Origin of the sequence: Bartonella sp. SD1336NMGDW (genome assembly GCF_042193565.1) — a bacterium.
In the GTDB taxonomy this organism is placed as follows: domain Bacteria; phylum Pseudomonadota; class Alphaproteobacteria; order Rhizobiales; family Rhizobiaceae; genus Bartonella; species Bartonella grahamii.
Genome location: NZ_JBHILW010000079.1, coordinates 1 through 899, shown reverse-complemented (window position 1 = coordinate 899; position 899 = coordinate 1). Strand labels below are relative to the sequence as shown.

The window sequence follows — 899 nt, the reverse complement described above, 5'->3', positions numbered from 1 at the left end:
GGTGAACTGAGGACTGACCTTTGCTTGATAGCCATGGCGTTTAGCGAGTGTCTCAACAATCTCACCAACAGTTTGGTGGTCAAAATGTTCACTCACCTGTTCTTTGAGCTCTTTACGCATCGAGGCACTTTTGCCACAAAGGCGTAAGATCTCTCCATCACTGCCCCCACAACTCACAACCGATTCGACAACAAAACACCCCATAAAAGCACTGATGCTGTTCTCATAGCCAAAGATCACCTGCAGAGCGTTGCCCGTTTGTGGAACCTCTAAATCATTGCCACTATCATCAAACTCTGCTTCAAATGTATCGGCTTCATTACCGGCATGGTCCGTAATGGTTGCGGTTAAAAGACGCTGGTAAAAAACCTCATGAACAGGTTTATCTCCCACCTTGACCACAATAAAGGGGTGTGTGCGCATTAATCCCATAACCTCTTCACCATGCTTTGGGGATTAGACAACACAAATTCAGGCAGAATAACCGTTAAGCCTCGCGGTAAAAGCACACCATATTTGGCAATCTCTGGATTAGCTTCCAAGGTGGCTTCTAAATAGCCTTTGAGTAAACCAGCTTGCCTCCGGTCTCTGAACACTGCCATGGCATGGTGAAAGCAGATAAGATCAAGACTCATATCCTCTAGCTCTACAACAACATGCTTTTCTGGTATCTTCATAGAATTTGTCCCACTTGGGTTTGTCCCACCTGATATTGACCTTGTGGTTTTCCGCCATTAAAAAAGGGCAAGAGCGTAATGGAATAGCGGATGCGCTGGGATTGACCAGAGCGACTAATATAGTCGTGGTCTTTATTGATCGTGGTGATCACCACGGGACCATGGAGAAGGACACTATAGGTCGTATCATTGATCCAACGAAGCATCTGGACCGGCTTTGCT

General features: G+C 46.2%; 1 protein-coding gene and 2 pseudogenes. All 3 read right to left on the bottom strand.

The window, feature by feature from the left end; genetic code table 11:
- Nucleotides 1–423, bottom strand: a pseudogene (locus ACFIKH_RS09220) (phage late control D family protein); the annotation flags it as partial.
- On the bottom strand, nucleotides 423–677 hold the full coding sequence (locus ACFIKH_RS09215) for a tail protein X (protein ID WP_375670552.1): 255 nt from the start codon (nucleotides 675–677) through the stop codon (nucleotides 423–425). The pseudogene ACFIKH_RS09220 and the gene ACFIKH_RS09215, both read right to left, overlap by 1 nt.
- Nucleotides 674–899 (bottom strand): annotated as a pseudogene (locus ACFIKH_RS09210) (phage tail protein); the annotation flags it as partial. The gene ACFIKH_RS09215 and the pseudogene ACFIKH_RS09210, both read right to left, overlap by 4 nt.